The sequence below is a fragment of the Streptomyces sp. NPDC037100 genome (assembly GCF_055606225.1).
The window spans coordinates 71,331-95,838 of the sequence record NZ_JBVJSX010000010.1 but is presented as its reverse complement, the minus strand read 5'-3'; the positions used below and the strand labels follow the sequence as shown (position 1 = coordinate 95,838).

General features: G+C 72.2%; 16 protein-coding genes and 1 pseudogene. 11 read left to right on the top strand and 6 right to left on the bottom strand.

All coding sequences use genetic code 11. From position 1 onward, the window contains the following. Positions 1–135 precede the first annotated feature (135 nt). Complete coding sequence (locus ACZ7EG_RS29105) at positions 136–606, top strand: bifunctional DNA primase/polymerase (protein ID WP_471085136.1); 471 nt, start codon at positions 136–138, stop codon at positions 604–606. Here the strand turns inward: ACZ7EG_RS29105 and ACZ7EG_RS29100 are convergent. The 4 genes and pseudogenes from ACZ7EG_RS29100 to gabT all read right to left on the bottom strand — a co-directional run bounded on the left by ACZ7EG_RS29100 (position 588) and on the right by gabT (position 3,349). Further along, on the bottom strand, positions 588–1,259 hold the full coding sequence (locus ACZ7EG_RS29100; protein WP_471085133.1) for a phosphatase PAP2 family protein: 672 nt from the start codon (positions 1,257–1,259) through the stop codon (positions 588–590). The genes ACZ7EG_RS29105 and ACZ7EG_RS29100 overlap by 19 nt on opposite strands. 135 nt (positions 1,260–1,394) lie before the next feature. Beyond that, positions 1,395–1,616 carry a hypothetical protein gene (locus ACZ7EG_RS29095; protein ID WP_471085732.1) on the bottom strand — a complete coding sequence of 74 codons (222 nt, stop codon included), beginning with the start codon at positions 1,614–1,616 and terminating at the stop codon, positions 1,395–1,397. A 10-nt stretch (positions 1,617–1,626) separates the two neighbouring features. Continuing rightward, positions 1,627–1,851, bottom strand: a pseudogene (locus ACZ7EG_RS29090) (phosphatase PAP2 family protein); the annotation flags it as partial. A gap of 163 nt (positions 1,852–2,014) precedes the next feature. Further along, on the bottom strand, positions 2,015–3,349 hold the full coding sequence (gabT, locus tag ACZ7EG_RS29085; protein WP_471085130.1) for a 4-aminobutyrate--2-oxoglutarate transaminase: 1,335 nt from the start codon (positions 3,347–3,349) through the stop codon (positions 2,015–2,017). A 252-nt stretch (positions 3,350–3,601) separates the two neighbouring features. Between gabT and ACZ7EG_RS29080 the strand changes: the two genes are divergently transcribed. The 3 genes from ACZ7EG_RS29080 (at position 3,602) to ACZ7EG_RS29070 (ending at position 9,094) form a co-directional block, all read left to right on the top strand. After that, on the top strand, positions 3,602–5,734 hold the full coding sequence (locus tag ACZ7EG_RS29080; protein ID WP_471085128.1) for an ATP-binding protein: 2,133 nt from the start codon (positions 3,602–3,604) through the stop codon (positions 5,732–5,734). A 118-nt stretch (positions 5,735–5,852) separates the two neighbouring features. After that, on the top strand, positions 5,853–7,526 hold the full coding sequence (locus ACZ7EG_RS29075; RefSeq protein WP_471085126.1) for a PucR family transcriptional regulator: 1,674 nt from the start codon (positions 5,853–5,855) through the stop codon (positions 7,524–7,526). A gap of 122 nt (positions 7,527–7,648) precedes the next feature. Then, positions 7,649–9,094 (top strand): aldehyde dehydrogenase family protein, encoded by a 1,446-nt coding sequence (locus ACZ7EG_RS29070; protein WP_471085123.1) that lies wholly within the window; start codon positions 7,649–7,651, stop codon positions 9,092–9,094. A 108-nt stretch (positions 9,095–9,202) separates the two neighbouring features. Here the strand turns inward: ACZ7EG_RS29070 and ACZ7EG_RS29065 are convergent, their stop codons facing one another. After that, the gene (locus tag ACZ7EG_RS29065) at positions 9,203–12,040 is read right to left on the bottom strand and encodes a glycoside hydrolase family 3 C-terminal domain-containing protein (protein ID WP_471085120.1); all 2,838 of its coding nucleotides are present in this window, start codon (positions 12,038–12,040) and stop codon (positions 9,203–9,205) included. 327 nt (positions 12,041–12,367) lie between these two features. Here ACZ7EG_RS29065 and ACZ7EG_RS29060 point away from each other — a divergent pair, with 327 nt between their 5' ends. The 7 genes from ACZ7EG_RS29060 to ACZ7EG_RS29030 all read left to right on the top strand — a co-directional run bounded on the left by ACZ7EG_RS29060 (position 12,368) and on the right by ACZ7EG_RS29030 (position 23,239). Beyond that, positions 12,368–14,047, top strand: a complete 1,680-nt coding sequence (locus ACZ7EG_RS29060; protein ID WP_471085117.1) for an extracellular solute-binding protein — start codon at positions 12,368–12,370, stop codon at positions 14,045–14,047. Further along, complete coding sequence (locus tag ACZ7EG_RS29055; RefSeq protein WP_471085114.1) at positions 14,047–15,099, top strand: ABC transporter permease; 1,053 nt, start codon at positions 14,047–14,049, stop codon at positions 15,097–15,099. Before ACZ7EG_RS29060 ends, ACZ7EG_RS29055 begins: the two co-directional genes overlap by 1 nt. Beyond that, positions 15,096–16,022 carry a carbohydrate ABC transporter permease gene (locus ACZ7EG_RS29050; RefSeq protein ID WP_471085111.1) on the top strand — a complete coding sequence of 309 codons (927 nt, stop codon included), beginning with the start codon at positions 15,096–15,098 and terminating at the stop codon, positions 16,020–16,022. Before ACZ7EG_RS29055 ends, ACZ7EG_RS29050 begins: the two co-directional genes overlap by 4 nt. 110 nt (positions 16,023–16,132) lie before the next feature. Then, positions 16,133–18,334, top strand: a complete 2,202-nt coding sequence (locus ACZ7EG_RS29045) for a 1,4-beta-glucanase (protein WP_471085108.1) — start codon at positions 16,133–16,135, stop codon at positions 18,332–18,334. Continuing rightward, complete coding sequence (locus ACZ7EG_RS29040; protein ID WP_471085105.1) at positions 18,334–20,313, top strand: beta-galactosidase; 1,980 nt, start codon at positions 18,334–18,336, stop codon at positions 20,311–20,313. The genes ACZ7EG_RS29045 and ACZ7EG_RS29040 overlap by 1 nt, the downstream gene beginning before the upstream one ends. Next, positions 20,310–22,499, top strand: a complete 2,190-nt coding sequence (locus ACZ7EG_RS29035; RefSeq protein WP_471085103.1) for a glycosyl hydrolase family 95 catalytic domain-containing protein — start codon at positions 20,310–20,312, stop codon at positions 22,497–22,499. The genes ACZ7EG_RS29040 and ACZ7EG_RS29035 overlap by 4 nt, the downstream gene beginning before the upstream one ends. A 26-nt stretch (positions 22,500–22,525) precedes the next feature. After that, positions 22,526–23,239: a glycoside hydrolase family 12 protein gene (locus ACZ7EG_RS29030; RefSeq protein WP_471085101.1), complete on the top strand. Its 714-nt coding sequence runs from the start codon at positions 22,526–22,528 to the stop codon at positions 23,237–23,239. A gap of 31 nt (positions 23,240–23,270) precedes the next feature. Here ACZ7EG_RS29030 and ACZ7EG_RS29025 read toward each other — a convergent pair whose 3' ends face one another. Then, complete coding sequence (locus ACZ7EG_RS29025) at positions 23,271–24,458, bottom strand: sulfotransferase family protein (protein ID WP_471085099.1); 1,188 nt, start codon at positions 24,456–24,458, stop codon at positions 23,271–23,273. Positions 24,459–24,508: the final 50 nt, after the last annotated feature.

Genomic DNA, 24,508 nt, shown 5'->3' with positions numbered 1-24,508 from the left:
GGTGTGATCCGGTTCACTCCAACGAGGTGCCGGAACCCGCGTAATGGCCGGGGGGACACCCCCTTCTCCTTCGTGATGCCCTCGCGGGCGCCCCGCGCGTCCGTGAGGTCCGCGAAAGAGAAGGGGGTCTTTCCGATGACCGGTGCGAAGACGGCGGTCGAGTGGCTCACATCCGTCGCGCCCGATCCCGAGGCCTGCCGCTGGGAATGGGAGCGCAACCCGCTCGGGGTCGCGCTGCTGCCGGCCGGCCGTGCCTGGGACGTGCTCATCCTGCCCGGCGCACTCGGGTACGCCACGCTCGACGTGCTCACCCGGGTCCTCGACCGGCCGGGCCCCGTTCTCGTCGACTTCGGTGACGCCCGCATGGGGTTCTTCGTGCCGCCGGGCACCGCGGCCCGCTGGCTCGGCACGGGCATCCGCACGGCGGGCGCCGGCACCTGGATCGTCGTGCCGTACCCGGGCCGGTCCTCGCCCGGCGGCGTCCGCTGGCTGGTCCCGCCGGACGGCTCGGGCATGCTGACGGACCCGGCGCTGCTCGAACTGGCGATGCACGAGGCCGCGGCGGCCCTGGCGACGGAGAACGACGGTCAGGGCCCTGGTGATTGAGAAAGACCGGGCGTCGTCATGGTCCGGACGAACAGCCACAGCGCCGACAGCAGCACCGTGCACAGGCACCAGCTGGCCACCACGTCGAGTGGCCAGTGGTAGCCGCGGCGGACCAGGCCGTAGCTCGCGCCGAGGACCAGGGCGACGCACAGGGCGACCAGGGCGCGGCGGGCCGGGGTGGTGCGGAGCCAGGGCAGGAGGAGCAGGGTCGCGGAACCGTAGGCGACGGCGGCGGTGGCGGTGTGGCCCGAGGGGTAGTAGCCGGTTCCGGGCGGGACGGCCGGGGTGCCCGGGCGGGCCGTGAGTTCCTTCAGCGGCACGACCAGCGCCGGGACCAGGGCCATGAGCAGGGCCGCGGCGGCGACGGGCAGCCACCAGCGGTCCGCGCCGGCGCGACGGTGACGTACGGCGGTGTACCCGAGCGCGACGGCGAGGACCGGGACCGCGACCGGGACGTTGCCCAGGTCGGCGAGGAGTTCGGAGCAGCGGTCCGGGTTCACGAGAACGCGGCTGAGGCGTTCGTCGAGCCGGACGAGCGGGCCGTCCGCGACGACCTGCCAGGTGATCAGCGCGAACAGCACGGCCGGAAGGGCGAGCAGGAGGGCGAGGGAGCCAGGGGGAGCGGCACGGTCCTGGTTCGCGGCGATCGGCATGGGGCACAGCTTGGCACGAGCGCAGACGCCCACTCGCGGCCCCTTCGGAGGGTCACGTGAACCGGCCGTCCCACGACGACAGCCTCTTCGACCACTGCTCCCGGCTCTTCGCCGAGCGGGCCTCCGACTCTTCGATCACTGCTCCCGGCTCTTCGCCGAGCGGGCCTCCGACTTTTCGATCACTGCTCCCGGCTCTTCGCCGAGCGGGCCTCCGACGGGCGGCGTGCGGCACAGCAGGAGCGACGGCAGCGGCTGCTCGCGGGGCCCGGGGAGGTGCTCCTGCGCGGGGGCTGTTTCACGGCCGGGACGGCGGCCGGGCACCCGGACGTCCTGCACCCGGGAGACCGCTCGTCGCACGAGGGGCGGAAAGAGAGGTCGGCCGCCCCGGAACAGGGGGGGAGTTCCGGGGCGGCCGTTCCGGACCGGAACGTCGCGCGCCCCGGGGGGTTTGGGGCGGGCGACTGTCCGATCGGTGAGGAGATCCAGAGCCTCAGGCTCCGGTTGTGTGCGCGAGGGCACGACCAGGTCGAAGCTGGGGAGGCCCCGGCCTGATGTCACCCACAGTCCCCTGTGGGCGGGGTGTATCTCTCATCTGGGTAGAACCTACGACAGGGGCGGGGCGCAGGACAGGCCGTAGGGCCCCCTGTCATCCACCTCGCACACCTTCTTCACACCCTCTGCCGCTCACCGCCCCGGTAGCGGAACCGGGGCGGCTCACCTGCCCGGACGGCGGCTCAGATGCGCGCGCCGAGGGCTCAGATGCGGGAGAACGCCTGCTCAATGATGTCGAGGCCCTCGGTCAGCAGGTCCTCGCCGATCACCAGCGGCGGCAGGAAGCGGAGCACGTTGCCGTAGGTGCCACAGGTCAGGACCAGCAGGCCCTCGGCGTGGCACGCCTTGGCGAGGGCGGCGGTCGCCTCCGGGTTCGGCTCCTTGGTGGCGCGGTCCTTGACCAGCTCGATGGCGATCATGGCGCCCCGGCCCCGGACGTCGCCGATGATGTCGAACTTCTCGGCCATGGCGCCGAGGCGGCCCTTCATGATCGCCTCGATGTTCTTCGCCCTGGCGTTGAGGTCGAGCTCCTTCATCGTCTCGATCGAACCGAGCGCACCCGCGCAGGCGACCGGGTTGCCGCCGTAGGTGCCGCCCAGGCCGCCGGCGTGAGCGGCGTCCATGATCTCGGCGCGGCCGGTGACGGCCGCGAGCGGCAGACCGCCGGCGATGCCCTTCGCCGTGGTGATGAGGTCCGGGACGATGCCCTCGTCCTCGCACGCGAACCACTGGCCCGTGCGGCAGAAGCCGGACTGGATCTCGTCGGCGACGAAGACGATGCCGTTGTCCTCGGTGAACTTGCGGATCGCCGGCAGGAAGCCCTTGGCCGGCTCGATGAAGCCGCCCTCGCCGAGCACCGGCTCGATGATGACCGCGGCGACGTTCTCCGCTCCGACCTGCTTGCTGATCTGGTCGATGGCCTGCGCGGCGGCCTCGGGGCCGGCGTTCTCGGGCCCGGTCGGCCAGCGGTAGCCGTACGCCACCGGTACGCGGTACACCTCGGGCGCGAACGGGCCGAAGCCGTGCTTGTAGGGCATGTTCTTGGCGGTCAGCGCCATCGTCAGGTTGGTGCGGCCGTGATAGCCGTGGTCGAACACCACGACGGCCTGCCGCTTGGTGTAGGACCGCGCGATCTTCACCGCGTTCTCGACGGCCTCGGCGCCCGAGTTGAACAGGGCGCTCTTCTTGGCGTGGTCACCGGGGGTCAGCTCGGCGAGCGCCTCGGCGACCTCGACGTAGCCCTCGTAGGGCGTGACCATGAAACAGGTGTGGGTGAAGTCGGCCAGCTGCGCCGACGCCCGCCGTACGACGGCCTCGGCGGAGGCGCCCACGGAGGTCACGGCGATGCCCGACCCGAAGTCGATGAGCCGGTTGCCGTCGACGTCCTCGATGATCCCGCCGCCCGCGCGTGCCGTGAACACGGGCAGCACGGACCCCACGCCCTGCGCGACCGCGGCGGTACGGCGGGCCTGCAGCTCCTGCGACTTCGGACCGGGAATGGCGGTGACGACGCGGCGCTCCTGCGGAAGTGCGGTCATGCGGGGCTCCTGGGGTGGTGCGGATGGTCTCTGCGGACGCTTGGCTTCTTTTCTCGCAGGCTAGGGCGGGGGACGGGGGGTGGGCATGCTCCATGTGGGCGTTGTCGGTGGGGCGCCTTGTCCGGGGTGGACATGGCGCTCTCGGTGGGCTGGTGCCCACGACCCGGCCGTGTAAGCGGTGAACTCCCCAGGGGAGGGCGTTAGATTGGCTCGCTGATGGTGGACGGAGCGGCTGGTCAGGGGGCAAGGGCGATGGACAGCGACGGGACGCAGGAGGCGCGGGGTACGCATGCGAGTCCCGTGCCGCGCCCGGCGGGACCTCCGGAGGTACCGGCGATGCCTCCTGTGCCGCCCCGGGCGCCGGGGATGCCGCCGGTGCCGGACGGGTCGGCGTTCCTCACCTGGCTGCGGGCGCCGCGCCCCGACGCCGCCCCGGGCGTATGGCGGTTCGGGCACCGGCCGCGGCCCGCGGAGGAACCCGAGGAGATCCCCACCCGGCAGCTGCTGAGCGGGGCGCTGATCGCCTTTCTCGTGGGATGGCTGGTCTGGTCGCTGCTGCAGAACGGCTATCTCGGCACCTGGTGGTGGGTGCCGTTCGACCTGATCGTCCCCGACGCCTGGCGCGGCGGCGACAGCGACCTGGGGGAGACCGGGACGTTCATCGTCTACCAGGGGTACGAGCTCCTCGTCGCTCTGGCGATCATGGTCGGGGCGGCCCGGCTCGGCCGTTGGGGCGAGGTGTGGCGCCGCTTCGTCACCCCCCGCTTGAGCCGGCCGGAGGCCCAGGAGGTGCGGACGACCCCCGAGGACGACCCGGCCCAGTGGAACGAGCTGCGTGCCGCCGGAGCCCCCGACGCCGCCGAGCGGCTCGCCGCCGAGGCGCGTTCCGGGCTGATGCGGGACGTCGACCACGCCCGGATCCTGCGTGCCTGGCAGGGCGTGCGCACCGGCCGGCACAGCCTGGCGACCTTCAGCGGCGCCGTGCTCAAGGACGGTGCCGCCGCGTGCCTGCACCCCTCCGGGGAGCGCGACCTGCCCGCCCGGCTCGCGCGGCACGACCTCGTCACCGGGCAGGTGCGGCTCGGGACCACCGTGGACGACGCCCGCAACCCGTACGCCTACCGCGGCACGGGGCTCGCCCTCGGGCCCGACCTGCTCGGCACCTCGCTCGTCGCCGTCGGCCCCGCCGGCTCCGGCAAGACCGGCACCGTCGTCCGGCCCCTCGCCGAGTCGCTCTGCCTGCACGCCCTCGCCGGGCGGGCCGCCGTGGTCGTCGTCGGGGCGGCGGGCGCGGGGCTCGGGCCGGCCGACGCGTACGACGTGGTCGTGCGCATCGGGAACCAGGAGTCCGAGTACGACCTCGATCTGTACGGCGGCACCAGCGACCCGGACGAGGCCGCGGCCGTGCTCGCCGAGGCGCTGGTCGGGGATCTGGCCGACCCGCATCCCGGCAGCGACACCCGCCGGTCCACCACGGTCCTCGCCCAGCTGCTCGGGCCGTTCCGGGCCGTGCACGGGCGTTTCCCCTCCGTACCGGAGCTGCGGCAGCTGCTGGACGGGGCGCCCGGGCCGTTCGCCGCGCTGCGGCAGGGGCTCCAGGAGGCCGGGCAGGAGTCGCTGTTGCGGGAACTCGACGCCCGGGAGCGGCAGATGGGGCAGCCCGGGGACGTCGGCGGGGTGCTGGGCGATCGCGTCGCGCTGCTCGACCGGCCCGCCTTCGCCGGGTTCTTCGACACCTCCGGGCAGTCCCGGCCCTTCACGCTCAAGGCCCTCGACCACCCCGTCCGGGTCCGCATCGACCTGCCCCAGCGCGGGCATGCCGACGCCTCCAAGATGCTGGCCCGGCTCGTGCTCGCGCAGTTCACGGCGAGTGTCGCCGTACGCGAGGACCGGTCGCTGTTCGCCTGCCTGCTGCTGGACGACGCGACCGGGGTGGTGACGCCCGAGGCCGTGCGGGGCATCCAGCGACTGCGCTCCGGGAACGCCGGGGTCGTGCTCACCCTGCGGACGCTCGACGACGTGGCCCGGCCGCTGCGCGGGCCGCTGCTCGGCGCGACCGGCTGCCGGATGGCCCTGTCGGGGCTCACGCCCTGGGACGGGCAGGACTTCGCCGAGGTGTGGGGCAAGGAGTGGACCGAGGCCCGCGACGTCACCGACCGGCAGATCATCGCGGAGACCCCGGCGGGCAAGGCCGTGCACATGCTGCGCCGGGTGATCACGGGCAAGGCCCCGACCGCGCGGGCGGTGACCGTGCGGCAGGTCGAGCGGGAGCGCTGGTCCGCCTCCGAGCTGGCGCACGGCGTGCCGGCGGGGCACGCCGTGCTGTCGCTGACCGACGTCAAGGGCGAGCACGCCCCGCCCCTGCTGGTGGACCTTCGGAGCTGACCCCCACCCACCGGTGGGGTACGCCGGGACCGTACGGTGAGGCAGAATCGTCACAGGTCGTTCATACGTGGCGGCCAAAAGACCACAGAGATCACACAGCCCTGACGCAGAAGGCCTCATGCCCCCGACGCTCGCCTCGCTCGTCCACCACTCCGCGCTGAAACTGACCGTGCGGGCGGGCGCGGACCGCCTCGACGTGCCGGTCCGCTGGGCGCACGTCAGCGAGCTCGCCGACCCCGTCCCCTACATGGAGGGCGGCGAACTGCTGCTGATCACCGCGCTCAAGCTGGACGCCGAGGACCCGGAGGCCATGCGCCGCTACGTCCACAGGCTGGCCGGGGCCGGAGTGGTCGGTCTGGGCTTCGCCGTCGGCGTCAACTACGAGGAGATCCCCAAGGCGCTGGTCGACGCGGCCGGGAAGGAGGGCCTGCCGCTGCTGGAGGTGCCGCGCCGCACGCCGTTCCTCGCCATCAGCAAGGCCGTCTCCGCCGAGATCGCCGCCGATCAGTACCGGGCCGTCACCGCCGGGTTCGCCGCCCAGCGCGAACTGACCCGGCAGGCCCAGACCGGCGGCCCGGAGGGGCTGCTGGCCGCGCTGGCCGCGCAGGTCGACGGATGGGCGGCGCTGTACGACGCCTCCGGCGCGGTCGTCGCCACGGCACCGGAGTGGGCGGGGCGCCGCGCCGCGCGGCTCACCGGTGACGTGCAGAAGCTGCGGGACCGCCCCGCGCCCGCCTCCTCCGTGGCCGGGGGGCCGGAGAACGAGGACCGGGTCGAGCTGCACACCATAGGCACCGGCCGGCGCCCTCGCGCGGCTCTCGCCGTGGGCACGGCCGCCGCCCCGGGCACCGCCGAGCGCTACGCCGTCCACTCCGCCATCGCGCTGCTGACCCTGACCACGGAACGCTCCCGGTCCCTCCAGGAGGCCGAGCAGCGCGTCGGAGCGGCGGTGTTGCGCATGCTGCTGGCCGGGGAGCCGGACCACGCGCGCGCCGTCGCCGGGGACCTGTACGGCGAACTGCTGGACGCGCCGTTCCGGATGCTGGTCGCCGAGCGGGTGCCGGTTTCTGCGTCGGCCGCGCTGGTCCGTGCGGAGGCACGCAAGGGTGCCCCGCCCGCCGAGCGGTTCTCGGCCGCCGCGCTCGCCGCGGCCGACACCGGCGGCGATCCCCTCGCGGTTCTCGCCGACGTGATGGAGTCCGCGGCGGCCCGGGCCGGCGAGGCCGTGCTGGTCGTGCCGGAGGGGGAGCGGCTGGTGGTGCTGGCCGCGGACGGCGGCGCCGCCGCCGCGGCCTGCGGGGAGTACGCGGCCGCCCTGGAGACGGCCCGGGCCGGGATACGCGAGAAGGTGCCGGGCGGCGAGGAGGGCGAACTGGTCGTGGGCCTGTCGGCACCGGCCGGGCCCATCGCCGCGTCCGCCGCGTACAAGCAGGCCGAACAGGCGCTGTCGGTGGCGAGGCGGCGCGGGCGGGTCCTCGTGGAGCACGAGCGGATGGCGGCCGGATCGGTGCTGCCGCTGCTGGCGGACGACGCGGTACGGGCCTTCGCCGACGGCATGCTGCGGCCGCTGTACGAGCACGACGCCACGGGCCGCGGCGACCTCGTCTCCTCCCTGCGCGCCTGGCTGTCCAAGCACGGCCAGTGGGACGCGGCGGCGGCAGAGCTCGGTGTCCACCGGCACACCCTGCGCTACCGCATGCGCCGCGTCGAGGAGATCCTCGGCCGGTCCCTGGACGACCCGGACGTCCGGATGGAGCTGTGGCTGGCCCTGAAGACGGCCTCCACCGAGTAGCCAAACCGGAGTGTCCGCGTCCCCCACTGCTACGACTCGGACAAACGTGCTTCGGCCACCTCGCGCCTACCGTTGGTCCCGTAGCACAGGATCACCCCCAACGCCGAAGGGCCGGAACCCACATGACTTCCACCCACGCCTTCTGGCTCGCCGGCCGCCAGGCCACCGGCGAGGAAACCTTCGACGTCACCTCCCCCTGGGACGGGCGGCTCGTGGGCAAGGTGAGCGTTCCGACGGACGCGCAGGTCGAGGAGGCCGTGGCCGCCGCTCACGCAGCGCTGGACGAGTTCGCCGGCACCCCCGCCCACGTCCGGGCCGCCGCCCTCGACCACGTCAGCAAGCGTCTGGCCGAGCGCACCGAGGAGATCGCGCAGCTGATCTCCGCCGAGAACGGCAAGCCGCTGAAGTGGGCGCGCGGCGAGGTCGGCCGGGCCGTGTCGGTGTTCCGGTTCGCGGCCGAGGAGGCCCGGCGGTTCAACGGCGGCGAGGCCCAGCGGCTCGACACCGACCTCGGCGGCCAGGGCCGGCTCGCCCTCACCCGCCGCTTCCCGAAGGGTGTCGTGCTCGGCATCGCGCCCTTCAACTTCCCGCTGAACCTCTGCGCCCACAAGATCGCCCCGGCCGTCGCCGCCGGCGCCCCGATCATCCTGAAGCCGGCCCCGGCGACCCCGTTGTCCGGCCTGATCATCGGTGACCTGCTCGCCGAGACCGAGCTGCCCGCGGGCTCCTGGAGCATCCTGCCGGTCGCCAACGACAAGATGCCCGCCCTCGTGCAGGACGAGCGTCTGCCCGTCATCTCCTTCACCGGTTCCGAGAAGGTCGGCTACGCGATCATGGACTCGGTGCCGCGCAAGCACTGCACCCTGGAGCTGGGCGGCAACGGCGCGGCCGTCGTCCTCGCCGACTGGGCGAGCGACGAGGACCTGGACCGGGCGGCGAACCGCATCGCCACCTTCTCCAACTACCAGGGCGGCCAGTCCTGCATCTCCGTGCAGCGGGTCATCGCCGACGCCGCGGTGTACGACCGGCTGCTGCCGCGTATCGTCGCCGCCGTCGAGGCCCAGGTCACCGGCGACCCGAGCGACGACAAGACGGACGTCGGCCCGCTGGTCGACGAGAACGCCGCGAAGCGCGTCGAGACGTGGGTGCAGGAGGCCGTCGACGCCGGAGCGCGGCTGCTCACCGGCGGCAAGCGCGACGGCGCCTCCTACGCGCCGACCGTCCTGGCCGAGGTCCCGGCCGACGTCACGATCTCCTGCGAGGAGGTCTTCGGCCCGGTCCTCACCGTGCAGAAGGCGGACGGCGAGGCCGAGGCGTTCGCCGCCGTCAACGACTCCAAGTACGGCCTCCAGGCGGGCGTGTTCACCCACGACCTCCAGACCGCCTTCCGGGCTCACCGTGCCCTCGAGGTCGGTGGCGTGGTCATCGGCGACGTGCCGTCCTACCGCGCCGACCAGATGCCGTACGGCGGTGTCAAGCAGTCCGGCGTGGGCCGCGAGGGCGTGCGGTTCGCCATGGAGGACTACACGTACGAGCGGGTGCTGGTCCTCACCGGCATCGATCTCTGACGCACCTCTGGCTCATGGAAACCATTTTCATATAGTCTCTGGGGAGAGGCCCGGCACCGATGCCTTCCGGTGCCGGGCCCCTTCTCTGTGCCGGCCTGCTCCGGACCCTCAACCGGAGAAGCCGACGTGCGCGAGCCGCAGCGGGCCGCGCAGTCTGAGGTGCACGTCGTGGACGCCCGCGGCGGCCAGGGACGCGCCGAGCGTGACGTAGTCGTACGGCCCCGAGGTCGGTGCGGCGGGCGACAGCGTCGCCAGGACCGGGCCGCCGTCGAGGGAGAGCTCCACCGTGCCCTCGCCGGCCACCTCCACCGTCACCCCGGAGATGCCCCGCCCGAAGTCGCAGGACCGGTAGACCAGTTCGGCCGCCTCCGCGCCCCCCGGTGTCACGGCGTCGCCCGACACTTTCGTCCGGTCGACGATCTCGATGCCGCTCTGCTCGTCGAACCCGGCCGCCGCGAGGCCCTTCGCGAGGGCGGCGCGCGGCAGGGTCGGTTCGCCGTCGAGCGTGATGGTCGTCCGCAGCCTGACGTCCTCGCTGGACGCCCCGGCCAGCAGCTCGTACGCGCCCGGCTCCACGCGCCACCGGTCCTGGGAGACGTCCCAGAACGCGTAGGCGCTCAGCGGGACGTCGAAGCCGAGTTCGGCCGTCACCCCGGGGGTGAGGGTGACGCGGCGGTGGTCCAGCAGCGCGCGACGCGGACGCGGCACGGACGCGTCTACGGCCCGGGTGTAGAGCTGGGCCACCTCGTCGGCCGTGACGTCGCCGGTGTTGGTGACGGAGAAGGAGACGCGCACCGCCTCGCCCTCGACCCGGGCCGTCAGGTCGCCGTACGCGAACGACGTGTACGACAGTCCGTGCCCGAAGGGGAACAGGGGCGTCCCCTCGAAGTACAGGTACGTCTGGCGGGCGCCGATCACGTCGTAGTCGAGCAGGCCCGGCAGGTCGGCGTCGTCGGCGTACCAGGTCTGCGGCAGACGGCCGGCGGGGGAGACGTCACCGGCCAGGACGCGGGCCAGGGCGGTGCCGGCCGCCTGGCCGCCGTGCGCGGTCCACAGCACCGCGGGCAGCTCGTCCGGGTGGACGGCGTACGGGTAGGCGGAGACCAGCGCCAGCACGGTGGCCGGGTTCGCCGCCCGGGCCGCCCGCAGCAGCCGCTCCTGGTGTTCCGGCAGACACAGGGTCGTGCGGTCCTCGGTCTCGCGGCCGTTGATGTGCGGGTCGTTGCCCACGACCACCACGACCACGTCGGCCGCCGCGGCGGCACGCGCCACCGCCTCCTCGCCGCGCTCGGCGACGACCAGCTCGAAGACCTCGGGATCCGCGTCGGCAACCTTCACGCCGTCGGCGGAGACACACACGTGGCGACCCGTCCCCAGGTGCTTCAGGAGGTGCCCGTTCCCGTGCGGTTCCAGGCGGAACGTCTCCTGCACGACCCAGCCCCCCGGCTGGTCGGCGGAGGCACGCAGGCAGCCGTCGTCGGCGACCGAGAGATAGCGGCCGTCGGGGGCGCGCAAGGTCAGGACGCCGTCGCCCCAGTCCAGGAGGGCCAGTTCGGTGCCGGCGGCGTCGGTGGTGAGCGGGGGCAGGTCGGTGCGGCCCGCGAGCAGCGCCGGGTCGAGCGCGCCCTCGGCGCCGCGCACCTCGTCGGCGGCCTCCTCCGCCACCGGCACGTGCAGGAACGCGCCCGTGGAGGTCTTCAGCCGGACCCGGTCCACGCCCTCCGCGAACTCCACCCGCTGCGCGCCGAACCGCTCGTACAGGCCGTCCAGCGGGGTCGAGCGGTGGATGAGCGTGCCGCTGTACCAGTCGAGCTTGCACTCGTCGGCGAGCGGCCCGACCACCGCGATCCGGGTGTCCGGGGCGAGCGGCAGCACCCCGTCGTTCTTGAGCAGCACGATCGCCTGCTCGGCCGCCTCCTGGGCGAGGGCGCGGTGCGCCGGGGTGTCGAACTCGCCGGTGGCGCCGTGCGGGTCGTGCTCCGGGTCGAACTCGCCGAGCCGGAAACGCACCGAGAGCTGACGGCGGACGGCCGTGTCGACATCGGCCTCGGTCAGCAGACCGCGCTCCAGGGCGCCGCGCAGCCGGCCGATGATCTGCGAGGAGTCCGTGCCGTGGTCGGTGAAGCTGTCGACGCCCGCCACGAGGGCGGCGGCGGTGGCCTCCTCGTGGGTGTCGAAGTAGTGCTCGGAGTCGACGAGGTTGCTCGGCGCTCCCGCGTCCGAGCAGACCAGCAGGTCCTCGTCGGTCCAGGTCCGCAGGTGCTCGGACAGGTACGGGGAGACGTGGTTGGGGCGGCCGTTGACCAGGTTGTAGGCCGGCATCACCCCGGCCACCGCCCCCGCCTCGACGGTCTCGCGGAAGGCCCGCAGGTCGTACTCGTGCAGCACGCGCGGGCGCACCGAGCTCGACGTCGTGGAGCGGTCCGTCTCGTTGTTGTGGGCCAGCCAGTGCTTCAGCACGGGCGCGGTGCGCCAGTAGGCGGGGTGGTCGCCGCGCAGGCCGTGCGTGTAGGCCGTGGCGATCGCCGAGGTGAGCTTCGGGTCCTCCGAGTAGCCCTCCTCGTTGCGGCCCCACAGGGGGTGGCGCAGCAGGTTGACCGTCGGGGCCCAGACGTTGAGGCCGACCCGGTCGTCCTTGGCGCGCATCGCGCGGACCTCCTTGGACACCGCGTCGCCGACGCGTCGCACCAGCTCCGGGTTCCAGGTGGCGCCGAGGCCGACCGCCTGCGGGAACACCGTCGCCGGGCCCATCCACGCCACGCCGTGCAGGGCCTCCTGACCGGTGCGGAAGGCGGCGACGCCGAGCCGCTCGACGGCGGGTGCGAACTGGTGCAGGAGAGAGATCTTCTCGTCGAGGGTGAGCCGACCCAGCAGGTCGTCGACGCGCTTCGCGAACGGCAGCTGCGGATCGCGGAAGGGTGCGGTGGGTGGCGTGTGTGCGGTCACGTGGGGATCCCCTTGCGATGGATCGGCGAGGCGCTTTCGAAGCGCTTCGATGCTGGTCGGCGACGGGTCGGGTGTCAAGAGACGAGCGTCGTCACTTCAAGCCGGGCACGAGGATTGACCCCTTCTGCTCCACGTGAGGAAGTTTGGGAACGACCCTTGTGCGCCCAGAGGTGTTCACTTAACCTCACAGCAACATCGAAGCGCTTCGACTGCGAAATGCCCGGTACATGGGTCGAAGGCTCGCTTCCGCTCAGCCAGTTCCACTCGAGACACCGCAGCCGACGGCTCTCCGCCGGGTGTCCTGGTGCGCCATGAAGGGTTGACGCAATGACGCCGAACGCCGCCTCCGCCTCCTCCGGACCGAGCCGGAGAAGTTTCCTCGCCTCCACGGCGGTCGCCACCGCGGCCGTGGCGGGAGGAATGCCGCTGCTCGCCGCTTGCGGCGGGTCGGAGGGTGGGTCGAAGGAGGGCACGACGGCCGGCAAGGACGCGGCCAAGCTGCTCCCGGCGTTCGTCGCCAGCTCGGTCGCCAAGCCGGACCTTCCGTCCAAGAACGGTTCGGCGGCCGGCTTCACCGGCAAGGTCGACATCCCCGCGCTTGCCACGTCGGTCCCGGACAAGCTCGGTACCGGCGCTCCCTTCAAGATCATGTCGCCGTTCTGGGGCTCCCCGCCGAAGCCCGGGTGCGCGTACTACAAGGCGCTCGACGCCGCGGCGGGCACCAAGGTCACCTGGCAGAACCAGGACGGCAACACCTACGGCGAGAAGCTCGGCGCCGTCCTCGCCTCGAGCTCCATACCCGACATGGTGGTCGTGCCGGGCTGGGAACTGGTCGGCAAGATCGCGAACGCGGTCACCGCGAAGTTCATGGACCTGGGCCCCTACCTGGCCGGCGACAAGGTCAAGAAGTACCCCAACCTGGCCGCCATTCCCTCCGACGCCTGGCGCATGGGCATCTTCGGCGGTGCGCTGCGCGGGATTCCGATGCCGAGCGCCACCGCGAACTGGATCGCTCCCCTGTACCGCGAGGACGTCTTCGACAAGAAGGGCTACTCGGTCCCGAAGTCGCCCGACGACTTCATGAGCTGGGCCAAGGAGGCCACCAGCTCAAAGGCCAAGGTCTGGGCCTGCGGTGACATGACCTGGTCCGCGTGGAACATCTTCGGCGTCCGCGGCTCCGGGACGGTCGGCTGGAACATCGGGTCCGACGGCAAGCTGACGTACCGCATCGAGCAGCCCGAGTACCTCGAGGCCCTGGAGTGGGTGCGCAAGCTGTTCGCCGCGGGCGTGGTCCATCCCGACGACAAGGCGCGCTCGGGCGACGCGGGTCAGCGCTTCACCGCCGGGCAGATCCTGGTCTGGAGCACCAACCTCGCCGACTGGTACGGGAAGGCCGCCGAACAAGCCCAGTCCAACCCGGACCTGAAGATCGCGGCCATGGACATCTTCGGTGCGGACGGCGGTGACCCGCAGCTGTACGCGTCCCAGCCCGCCACCATATGGTCGCTGATCCGCAAGGGCGCCTCGAAGGAGACCGTCGAGAACGCGCTGGCCGCCGCCAACTTCGCGGCCGCGCCCTACGGCACCAAGGAGCGGATGCTCGTCGACTACGGCGTCGAAGGCACGCACTACACGGTCAAGGACGGCGTTCCGGTCAAGAACGACCTGGGCAACTCCGAGGTGCTCAACGCCTGGGTGATGCTGGCCGCTCCCGCTGCCTACTTCGCCCACCCCGACTTCCCGGACGTCGCCCGCAAGCAGGTCGAGTGGCAGCAGCGGATGGGCGCCTTCATGAAGAAGACGTCCACGTTCGGCATGAACATCGTGGAGCCGTCCCGCTACGCGAACCTCTCCAGCCAGTTCGAGCAGCTGGAGATCGACTTCGTCCGCGGCAACAAGAAGCTGTCCGACGTGCAGCAGGCCATCTCCACCTGGAAGTCCTCCGGCGGCGAGAAGCTGCGCGACTGGTACCAGGAGCTCATCGACAAGAACGGCAGCGGCAACTGATGTCTCTCACGGCCGGGAGCAGGCCCGACGGGACTCGTCCCCCCGCGGCCGTCGAGGAACCGACGGCCGCGGTCGCCGCGGCCGTGGCGAAGGAGCGGCTGCCGCGCAGGGCGAGCAGGTCCGGCAAGATTCCCTGGCGGATCCGGCTGCGCCGCGACCGCACGCTCATCCTGATGACCCTGCCCGTCATCCTGCTGCTCCTGATCTTCAATTACATCCCGCTGCTCGGCAACGTCGTCGCCTTCCAGGACTACGACCCGTACGTCTCCAGCAACGGGGTCACGGCGGTCTTCCACAGCCCCTGGGTCGGGGTGGAGCAGTTCTCCCGGATGGTCGACGACCCGCTGTTCTGGAGCGCCGCAAAGAACACGGTCGTGCTGTTCGTGCTCCAACTGGTGCTGTTCTTCCCGGTCCCCATCGCCCTCGCGCTGGTCATCAACAGCGTGATCCGGCCGCGGGTGCGGGCCGTGGCCCAGGCGATCATGTATCTGCCGCACTTCTTCTCATGGGTCCTCGTGGTCACCGTCTTCCAGCAGGTCCTCGGCGGCGCGGGCATCATCGCGCAGACCCTGGAGAAGCACGGGTGGAGCGGTTTCGACCTGATGACCAACGCGAACCTCTTCAAGTACCTGGTCACCGCGCAGGCGGTGTGGAAGGACGCCGGCTGGGGGATCATCGTCTTCCTCGCCGCGCTGGCCGCCGTCAGCACCGATCTGTACGAAGCCGCCGCCATGGACGGCGCGGGGCGCTGGCGCCGCATGTGGCACGTGACGCTGCCCGCGCTGCGCCCCGTGATCGCGCTGCTGCTCGTCCTGCGGGTGGGCGACGCGCTGAGCGTGGGCTTCGAGCAGTTCCTGCTCCAGCGGTACGCGGTCGGTGCGGGGGCCAGCGAGGTCCTGGACACCTACGTGTGGAACATGGGCATCCAGAACGGCGACTTCAGCTATGCGGCCGCGGTCGGCCTCGTCAAGGGAGTCATCGGAGTGTGTCTCGTCCTGGGCGCGAACAAGGTCGCGCACCTGCTCGGCGAGCAGGGGGTGTACAAGAAGTGAGCCTCAACACGCAGCTCGTCCGCAGCCTCAAGGCCCCCTCCCGCCCTGTGTGGGAGGAGCCGCCGAGCAAGGCCGGACTCACCGCCAAGGCCGGTTTCCTCGTGCTGTGCTGCCTGGGGGTCCTCGGTCCGCTGTGGATCGTCATCGTCACCAGCCTCTCCCCGAAGCCGGTGATCGACCGGGTCGGCGGCCTCGTCGTGGTCCCTCAGGGCATCACGTTCGTCAACTACACCGAGCTGCTCAGCGGCGGCCAGGTCAGCCGGGCGATCATGGTCTCGGTCGGCGTCACGCTCTTCGGCACCCTGTTCTCGATGACGGTGTCGGTGCTCGCGGCCTACGGGCTGTCCCGGCCGGGCAGTCTGGGCCACCGGTTCTTCCTGATGACCATGATGGCCACCATGTTCTTCGGGGCCGGGCTCATCCCGACCTACCTTCTGGTGCAGTCGCTGGGTCTCACCGACACCTATCTGTCGCTGGTCCTGCCGAGCGCGGTCAGCGTCTTCAACATCCTCGTCCTGCGCGCCTTCTTCATGGGCATCTCACCCGAACTCACCGAGTCCGCCCGCATCGACGGGGCCGGTGACCTGCGCATCCTGCTGACCATCATCATGCCGCTGTCCCGAGCGGTGCTGGCCGTGATCTCGCTGTTCTACGCGGTCGGGTACTGGAGTGCCTGGTTCAACGCCTCCATCTATCTCACCGACCAGCAGATGATGCCGCTGCAGAACGTCCTCATCCAGCTCGTCCAGAAGAACACCGAGGCCCCGACCGGGCTTCAGCAGGCGGTCCGCACCGGGCAGCTCTCCTCCCTGGGACTGCAGATGGCCGTCATGGTCCTCGCGCTGATCCCCGTCGCGGTGGCTTCCCCCTTCGTCCAGCGGCACTTCAGGAAGGGCATGCTCACCGGCGCGGTCAAGGGCTGATCCATCGGGCTGTTCGTCGTCCGCGGCCGCGTTGTGGCTTGTCGCGCAGTTCCCCGCGCCCCCAAGAAGGGGCATCCACTTCTCCCCTTTCGCAGGAACCGAGGTCTGTCATGCGCATGTTTCACCTCAGCAGACGTTCCGTGCTGGCCGGGACGGCTGCCGCCGCCGCAGTCGTCACCGTTCCGGTGGGGCACGGGAGTGCGCGGGCCGCCGCCCCCGCGGCGGCCGGGTACCGCTGGCGCAACGTCGTCCAGGGCGGCACCGGATTCATCACCGGCGTCCTCTTCCACCCCTGTGTCCGCGGCCTCGCCTACGCCCGCACCGACATCGGCGGCGCCTACCGCTGGGACGACCGGTCCGACCGGTGGATTCCGCTCACCGACCACCTCGGCTGGGACGACTGGAACCTGCTCGGCGTGGAGGCCATGGCCGTCGACCCGGCGCATCCCGACCGCGTGTACCTCTCCCTCGGTACGTACACGCAGTCCTGGGCCGGCAACGGGGCCGTGCTGCGGTCGGAGGACCGGGGCGCGACCTGGCGGCGCACCGATCTCACCGTGAAGCTCGGGGCCAACGAGGACGGCCGCGGCTGCGGTGAGCGGCTGCTCGTCGACCCGCGGGACAGCGACACGCTGTGGCTCGGCACCCGGCACGACGGGCTGCTCAAGTCCACCGACCGGGGCGCCACCTGGAAGGCCGTGAGTTTCCCGGCGACGCCGAGCGCCACCGGCCAGGGCGTCACGCTCCTGGTCGCCGCGGGCCGCAGCGTCTACGCCGGCTGGGGCGACTCCGACGGCACCGCCGGGCAGCCCAACCTGTACCGCACGTCCGACGGCACGACCTGGGAGGCCGTCCCGGGGCAGCCTTCCGGCACCGCCGCCAAGGTCCCGGTCCGGGCCGCGTACGACCGGCACACCCGTGAGCTGTACGTGACCTACGCCAACGCCCCCGGCCCCAACGGCCAGTCCGACGGCAGCGTGCACAAGCTGCGGACGACGACCGGGAAGTGGACCGAGGTCACGCCGGTCGAGCCGGGCGGCACGACGGCCGACGGCTCCGCCGACTCCTTCGGTTACGGCGGTGTCGCCGTCGACGCCCGCCGGCCCGGCACGCTCGTCGTCTCGACGAACAACCGCTGGGCCGACATCGACACCGTCTTCCGCTCCACCGACGGCGGCCGCACCTGGACGTCCCTGAAGGACAAGGCCGTCCTCGACGTCTCCGAGACGCCGTACCTCAAGTGGGGCGGCGACGCCCCCAAGTTCGGCTGGTGGATCCAGGCCGTCGGCCTCGACCCGTTCGACTCCCGCCACGTCGTCTTCGGCACCGGTGCCACCCTCTACGGCACCCGCGACCTCAGGCGCTGGGCCCCGCAGATCCGCGGCGTGGAGGAGGCGTCCGTACGCCAGCTGATCTCGCCCCCGACCGGGCAGGCGCACCTCCTCAGCGGGTCTGGGGACATCGGTGTGATGTACCACGAGCGGCTCACGGCATCGCCCTCGCGCGGCATGGCGTCGAACCCCGTGTTCGGCACGGCGACGGGCCTGTCGCTGGCCGCGGCCAAGCCGTCGTACGTGGTCCGGGCCGGCTGGGGCGACCACGGCAACGGCGCCTTCTCGAACGACGGCGGCAGGACCTGGGCCCCCTTCGAGGCCCAGCCGGACGTGGCCAGGGCCGCGCCGGGGCCGATCGCCACCAACGCCGACGGCAGTGTGCTGCTGTGGTCCTTCGGCACGGCCAACCCGGGCTACCGCTCGACGGACAACGGCGTCACCTGGTCCGAGGTCGGCTCCTTCCCGAAGGGCGCCGTGCCCGTCGCGGACCCCGTCGACCCGGCCCGCTTCTACGCCTTCGACACCACGACCGGCACACTGCACGCCAGCACCGACAGCGGCCGGACCTTCACCGCGCGGGCCACCGGCCTGAGCTCGGGCGACACCGAGTTCCAGCTGGTGGCGGCGCCCGGCCGCTCCGGCGACCTGTGGCTCAGCCTGAAGGGGAACGGGCTGTACCGCTCGACCGACGGAGGAGCGACCTTCGCCGAGGTCGCCGGTTGCCGGGCCTCGTACACCCTGGGATTCGGCAAGGCCGCCGAGGGATCCTCCTACCCGGCGCTCTACATGGTCGGCTCCACGCGTACCATCACCGCCGTGTACCGCTCCGACGACGAGGCCAAGACCTGGATTCGGATCAACGACGACCGTCACCAGTGGGGCTGGATCGGCGCCGCCGTCACCGGTGACCCGCGCGTGTACGGCCGCGTCTACATCGCCACCAACGGGCGCGGCGTGCAGTACGGGGAGCCCGTCTGATGCCCGGGGGAACCCGCCCCGGCCTGAGCGACGCCACCCGGGGCCGGCTCCTCTTCGGCGGCGACTACAACCCCGAGCAGTGGCCCGAGGAGACCTGGCACGAGGACGTCCGGCTGATGAAGGCCGCCGGCGTCAACTCGGTCACCCTCGGCGTCTTCTCCTGGTCGATGCTGGAACCGGAACCCGGGGCGCGGGAATTCGGCCGGCTGGACACGCTGATGGACCTGATGCACGCAGGCGGCATCGGAGTCGTCCTCGCCACCCCGACCTCCTCGCCGCCGCCCTGGATGGGCCGGCTGCACCCCGACACCCTGCCCGTCACCGAGGACGGCCGCACCGAGTGGTGGGGCGGCCGGCAGCACTTCTCGCACTCCAGCGCCACCTACCGGCGCTACGCCGCCGCCATCACGGAGGACCTGGCCGCCCGCTACGGCGGCCACCCGGCCCTGACGATGTGGCACATCAACAACGAGTACTGCACCTACGACTACGGCGATCAGGCGGCAGCGGCCTTCCGGCGGTGGCTGCGCGAGAAGTACCGCACGCTCGACGCCCTCAACGAGGCCTGGGGCACGGCCTTCTGGAGCCAGGGCTACGACACCTGGGACGGCATCCTGCCGCCCCGCCTGCCCCACTACCTGCGCAACCCCGGCCAAGTGCTGGACTTCCGCCGCTTCACCTCCGACATGCTCCTGGAGTGTTACACCGCCGAGCGGGACATCGTCCGGCGGCACACCCCGCACACGCCGGTCACCAGCAACTTCATGCCGCTGTGGTTCGGGCAGGACGCCTGGCGCTGGGCCGGGGAGGAGGACGTCGTCTCCGTCGACCTCTACCCCGACCCGCGTGATCCGCTCGGCGCACAGCACGGGGCCCTCGTCCAGGACATGACCCGCTCCCAGGCGCGCGGGCCCTGGATGCTGATGGAACAGGCGGCCGGGCCGGTCAACTGGCGGGGTGTGAACCACCCCAAGCCCCGCGGCCTCAACCGGCTGTGGTCCCTCCAGGCCGTGGCCCGGGGCGCCGACGCCGTCTGCTACTTCCAGTGGCGGCAGTCCCGCCAGGGCGCGGAGAAGTTCCACTCCGGCATGGTCAGCCACGCCGGGGAAGAGGGCCGCACGTACCAGGAGATCAAGCGGCTCGGCGCCGACCTGGAACGGATCGCCCCCGAGGTGACCGGCCGGCGCCTCACCGCGAGCGTCGCCGTCCTGCACGACTGGCACTCCTGGTGGGCCGGTGCCCACGACGGCCGCCTGTCCAGCCGGGTGGAGTACCCGGAGGTCCTGCGCGCCTGGCACCGGGCGCTGTGGCAGGCGCACCTCACCACGGACTTCGCCCACCCCGAGCACGACCTGACGCCGTACGCGATGGTCGTCGTGCCCCAGCTGTACGCGCTGACCGACGCGGCCGTCGACAACCTCCTGACGTACGCCCGCGGCGGCGGCACCGTCGTCTGCGGCTTCCTGACCGGTGTCGCGGACGAGGACGACCGGGTCCGACCCGGCGGTATGGACGCCCGGCTGCGCGCGCTGTTCGGCATCCGCACGCTGCACGAGTGGTGGCCGCTGGACGCGGGGGAGACCGTCGCGTGCGAGGGCTTCGACGGCACCCTGTGGTCCGAGGAGATCGAGCCCGCCGACCCCGACCACACGACCAGCTACAAGGGCGGCGAACTGGACGGCATGCCCGCGGTGCTGCGCAAGGACCGCGCCTGGTACGTCTCCACGCTCCCGGAGCCCGGGGCGCTGCGCGACCTGCTGGCGTCGGTCGCCGCCGGCGCGGGCGTCCGGCCGGTGCTCGACGGCCTCCCGGACCAGGTGGAGGCGGTACGCCGGGGGGAGCTGCTGTTCGTGCTCAACCACGGCCGCGAGCCGGTGACCGTCGAGGTGCCCGGCAGCCACCACGACCTGCTGACCGGAACGGACGTCACCGACCGGGTCACCCTCGGCCGCTACGAGGTGGCGGTGCTCCGGCCATGACCGCCTCCGCCCCCGTCCACGGCACCTGGGAACCGCGGCCGGCCGACCGCTGGGAGGACGGCTTCCTCAGCGGCAACGGCCGGCACGGCGCCCTGGTGTTCGGCGCTCCGCACGCCGAGCGGGTCGTCGTCACGCACCACACCCTGGTGCGGCCCAACGGCAGAGACCCACGCCCCCCGCAGCTCGCCGACGACCTGCCCGGGCTCCAGGACCGCCTCCTGGCGGGCGACACGACCGCCGCCGAGGACTTCACGGACGGCCGTCCGCTCCAGTGGGTGCAGCCCTTTCACCCCGCCTTCCAGATCCGGCTGGCCCGGCCCCGGGACGGTGACCACGACTACCGCCGGGACGTCGACTTCACCACCGGAGTGGTGAGCACGACCTGCGCCGGCCGGGCCGGCCGCGTCTTCGTCTCCCGCGCCGACGACGTCATCGTCCAGCACGTCGCCGGACCCGGCCTCACCCTCGACATCGACCTCGACCCCCGGCTGCCCGGTGCCCCCACCGGACTGGGCATCGGCCACGGAGCCGTCCTCACCCCCGAGGGCGCCCTGCTCAGCCTGCGCGCCCGCTACCCGGACAGCGACACGGTCTGCACCGGCGTCACCCGGATCACCGTCACCGGCGGCACGACCACCCTGGTGCCCCCGGGCGTGCACATCGAGGGCGCCCGGTCCGTGCTGCTCCTCACCCGGGTGCACCGGCACACCGGCGAACTCGACGTGATCGCCGAAGGCCGTGCCCTGCGCGACCTGCCCGCCGACCACGACGAGCTCCTCGACCGCCACGCCGCCCTGCACCGCACCGCCTACGAGCGCGTCACCCTCGACCTCGCCGCCGACCCCGCGGAACGGGCCCTGCCGGGCTCGGAGCTGCTGAAGCGACCCCGCAGCGCGGCCCTGCCGGAACGCCTCTTCGCCGCCGGGCGCTACCACCTGCTCTCGGCGAGCGGCCTCTTCCCGCCCCGCCTGACCGGACTGTGGACCGGCGACTGGAACACCGCCTGGTCGGGTGCGTTCACCAACGACGCCAACCTCAACCTCCAGACCGCCTCCGCGGCCGCCGGCGCCCTCCCCGAGGTCACCGAGGCCCACGCGCAGCTGGTCCACCGGCAGCTTCCCGACTGGCGCGACAACGCCCGCGCGGTCTTCGGCACCCGGGGGGCCGTCGCCCCCGCGCACACCGACGGCGAGTCCGGACACTCCTACCACTACAACCGCGAGTACCCGCTGCACCTGTGGACCGCCGGTGCCGACTGGCTGCTCAAGCCGCTCGTCGACCACGACGAGACCCACGGCACCCGCGACCCGCGCACCGCCGCGGCGCTCGCCGAGGTCGCCCTCTTCTACGAGGACTTCCTCACCAGGACGGACGAGAACGGCCACCTCGTCGTCGTCCCCTCCTACTCACCCGAGAACCGGCCGGCCAACGCGAGCTGGGGCACCCTCAACGCCGCCATGGACCTCTCCGCGGCCCGCCACGCCCTGCGCACGGCCGCCGCCTACCACCCGGGCCCCGACGCCGACCGCTGGAACGCCCTGGCCGACCGGCTCCCGCCGCACCGGATCAACGAGGACGGAGCCCTGGCCGAATGGGCGTGGCCCGGCCTCCTGGACTCCTACGACCACCGCCACCTCAGCCACCTCTACGGCGTCTGGCCGCTCGGCGAGATCACCCCCTACGACACCCCGGAACTCGCCGCCGCCGCCCACCGCGCCCTCGAACTGCGCGGCGCCGAGAACGACTCCGCGCACGGCCATCTGCACCACGCCCTGATCGCGGCCCGGCTCCGGGACGCGGGCCGTGTCGCCCACGCACTCGGCCAGGTCCTGGAGGGCGACTTCTTCCACGACTCCCTGATGAGCGCGCACTACCCGGACCGCGACGTCTACAACGCCGACGCCGCGCACACCCTGCCCGCCGTGCTGATCGAGATGCTCGTCCAGTCGACCCCCGACCGTCTGGTCCTGCTGCCCGCACTGCCGACGGCGTACCCCGAGGGCGCCCTGCGCGGGGTGCGCACCCGGTTCGGGGCCGAACTCGACCTCACCTGGACACGGGACGGCGCCACCGCCGTCATCCGGCCCGGCCGCACCCACCGCGTCGAACTGCGGACTTCCTCCGGCGCAGAATCCCTCCACCTGATCGCCGGAGAAGACCACGTCATCACCCTGAGGACGTGGTAGTTCCCCCCACCCATGGAAGGGACACCATGGCATCACGCACGATGGGCAGGGTCACCAAGGCCCTGCTGGCTCCCGCACTGGCGCTCGGCGCCACGATCGGTCTCGCCTCCGCCCCCGCCTCCGCCGCCGTCTGGAACACCTGCGACCAGTGGGGACAGACCAACCTGAACGGCTACACGCTCTACAACAACATCTGGGGCGGCGGCGCCGGCAGCCAGTGCATCTGGGCCAACTCCGGCACCAACTGGGGAATCTGGGCCAACCACCCCAACACCGGCGGCATCAAGTCCTACCCGAACCAGACGAAGGCGATCAACAAGTCGATCACCTCGCTGACCTCGCTGACCAGCAGCTACAACGTCAGCGTCCCGTCGTCCGGCGCGTACAACACCTCGTACGACATCTGGGACACCGACCACGACTACGAGATCATGCTCTGGGTCAACAGGACCGGACCCGTCGGCCCGCTCGGCACCTCGCAGGGCACCGTCAGCCTCGGCGGCCACTCCTGGAACGTCTTCAAGGGCACCAACGGCGCCAACGAGGTGTTCTCGTTCATCCGCACCTCCAACTCCAGCTCCGGCACCGTGAACATCCTGCCGATCCTGAAGTGGATCAAGGACACCAAGAAGTGGATGGGCAACGAGACGATCGGTGACGTGCAGTTCGGCTACGAGGTCACCTCGTCGTCCGGCGGGCTGAACTTCACCACCAACAACCTGACGGTCAGCAGCAGCTGATCCGTCGCGGGGGCCGGGGCCGGCCGTGCCGTCAGGCGCGGTCGACCTCGGCCCGCAGCGCGTCGTACCCGGCGAAGGCGGAATCGACCTCGTCGCGGGTGAGGCCGTAGCGGGACAGCTCGTAGGTGTGCTTGCGGGTGCCCTTGGGGCGGGCGACGGCCGCGGGGAGCCGGGCCGCGTCGGCCTCGGTCCAGGGGGCGCCGACGGCGGCGTAGAGCTTCGGGGCGCCGCTCGCGGGGTCGGAGCCGAGCCATGAGTACGGGGCGTCCACCAGTTGCTGTGCGGGGACGGCGGCCCGGGCCGCGAGACCGCGCGTCATGGCCCGGCTCAGCAGGCCCAGCCAGGTGGCGCCGATGCCGGCCAGGTCCACGGGCCGGGTGCTGACGGCCATGCCGTGCTCGATCAGGGAGCAGAAGGACGCCACGACGGTGACCGGGTCGCGGTGGCACCACACGATCGTGGCGTCCGGGAAGACCGTGCGCAGCGCGTCCAGGTTCTCCAGGTGCATGGGGGACTTCAGCATCCAGCGCCGCCGCGGACGGCCGTACTGGAGCACCTGGTAGACCTGCTTGAGGTACCGGTAGTCGGCGGTGAAGTCCCGCGCGCAGTGCCACGCCAGATACGCCGGGATACGGGCCTGGGAGAACGGCATCAGGGCGTGCGGCAGCGCGAACGTGCACTCCTCGGGGCCCTCGGCGGCCATCGCGTGGATGTCACGGAAGCGCGGCGCGAACAGGTCCGTGCCCCGCACCATCCGGCGCCCGGCCGCGATCGCCCGGCGCCGCTGCCGGGGCGGCAACTCCAGGTCCGGCGCGAGCAGTTCCCACAGCAGGGGGCACCGGTGACCGTCCGAGAGCGACAGCACGGAGTGCGTGACGGTGGTCGCGGTACGGGGGAGCCCCACGACGAACACCGGCCGCTCGATGGGCTCCTTCTCGATCTCCGGGTGTTCGGCGATCAGCCGCCGCACCCGCGCCCGGTTGGCGAGGTGCCGCCGGACGTGCGCCTGCGCGGCCTGCCAGCCGACCGGAGTGAGGTGCTCGGCCTGCGCCCACCAGCCGAGCAACGCCCGGAAGCCGTCGACGAACTCCCGGTCTCCCGGCGCCTCCCCGGCCTCCACCACGATCCGGTCGAAGATCCGGCCGGGGTTCCGGCGGGAGCCGAACGCGGGCCGCAGCGCCAGGTCGGCGAGGGTGAGGGCGAGCGGAGACGAGGACACGCAGTGAACCTATGCCTTTCGACTGCGTTTCACAGGACGGAAGTTGGCCG